2 protein-coding genes are annotated in these 1,235 nt (G+C 47.4%); both read left to right on the top strand.

Annotated features, from left to right (window positions below; all coding sequences use genetic code 11):
• Positions 1-467, top strand: a 467-nt coding sequence (locus JF73_RS08695) for a helix-turn-helix domain-containing protein (RefSeq protein ID WP_046327883.1), incomplete at its 5' end; no start/stop codon positions are given.
• Positions 455-1,235: IS3 family transposase (locus tag JF73_RS08700; protein WP_257011525.1), on the top strand; the 781-nt coding region annotated here is incomplete at its 3' end. The genes JF73_RS08695 and JF73_RS08700, both read left to right, overlap by 13 nt.

Consider the following 1,235-nt stretch of genomic DNA (forward strand, 5'->3'; position numbering starts at 1 on the left):
GTTCTGTGGCGCAAATGATTGGCACCGGATCACATCAACTAATTGATACCTGGGCTGCGCAATACCAGCACTTTGGTGTTAAGGGCCTAGAAATTCGGCACACCTCGCAAAATTATCGTGGTCAATTCAAGCTCCAAGTCTTAAACTGGAGAAAAGAACATGACGAGACCTATCAAAATACCGCCATTCACTTCAAAATTGCCACACCCAGCTTAATTTGTACTTGGCAAAAACGTTTTGATGAAGGCGGGCTTGATGCGCTCTTTACCAAACGAGGCCGACCACCAATGAACAAATTGCCTAAAAAACCAGTTAAGTATACCAGCAGCGAGTTATCTGAATTAGAGCGGCTGCGCTTAGAAAACCGTCAGCTCCACATTGAGAACGACTACCTAAAAAAAGTCGAAGCCTTAGCTCGGCGCAAAGACGCTCAACGCAAGAAGAACGGACCATCATCCAAGAGCTAAGGCATGAGCACAACTATCAACTGCAAGAACTATTGCACTATAGCTTTTTAGCCAAGAGCACCTACGAGTATCACCCGCGCAGCAGGCGGAAAAAATACAGCGATCTGGCTTTACTGTCGCTGATTAAAGTGGTTAAAAGGCATAATCCCATCGGCTACCTGCCCATGACTGACACGCTAAAAATCAAGTACGGCTTGCAGGTGAACCATAAACGCATTTATCGCCTGATGAAGGAGCACAAGCTGCTGGCCCGCAAATACAACTTGCGTGCAGGCAAGTATGATTCATCAAAAGGTCCGCAAGGCAAGAAGGCGAAGAACCGCTTCCACCAGAAGTTTAAGACCGATCGGCCCTACCAAAAGGTAGTCACCGATATCAGCGAGTTTCGCTATGGCAATAAGAGCATGAGCGAACGGTTATATTTCTCGCCCTTTAAAGATCTTTACAGCGGTGAAATCATCAGTTACACCATCAGTCAGTGGCCGCAGACCAAATATGTTCTAGATGGACTCAAGCAGGTTTTGGCGATCCGGCCCAAACTGCCTTACCGCATGACGATTCACAGCGATCAGGGCATTCAATACCAGTCCAAAGCATATTGTCAGACCCTAAAACAGCACCACGTTTTTCAAAGCATGTCGCGACGGGCGACCTGCCACGACAATGCGGCCTGCGAGAGTCTCTTTCACATCATGAAGGTTGAGCTAGACTACTACACCTATACCTATCCTACTAAGAAGGCGCTGCAGGAGGCCATGGAAAAATGGA

Source organism: Lactobacillus helsingborgensis (assembly GCF_000970855.1).
Classification (GTDB): domain Bacteria; phylum Bacillota; class Bacilli; order Lactobacillales; family Lactobacillaceae; genus Lactobacillus; species Lactobacillus helsingborgensis.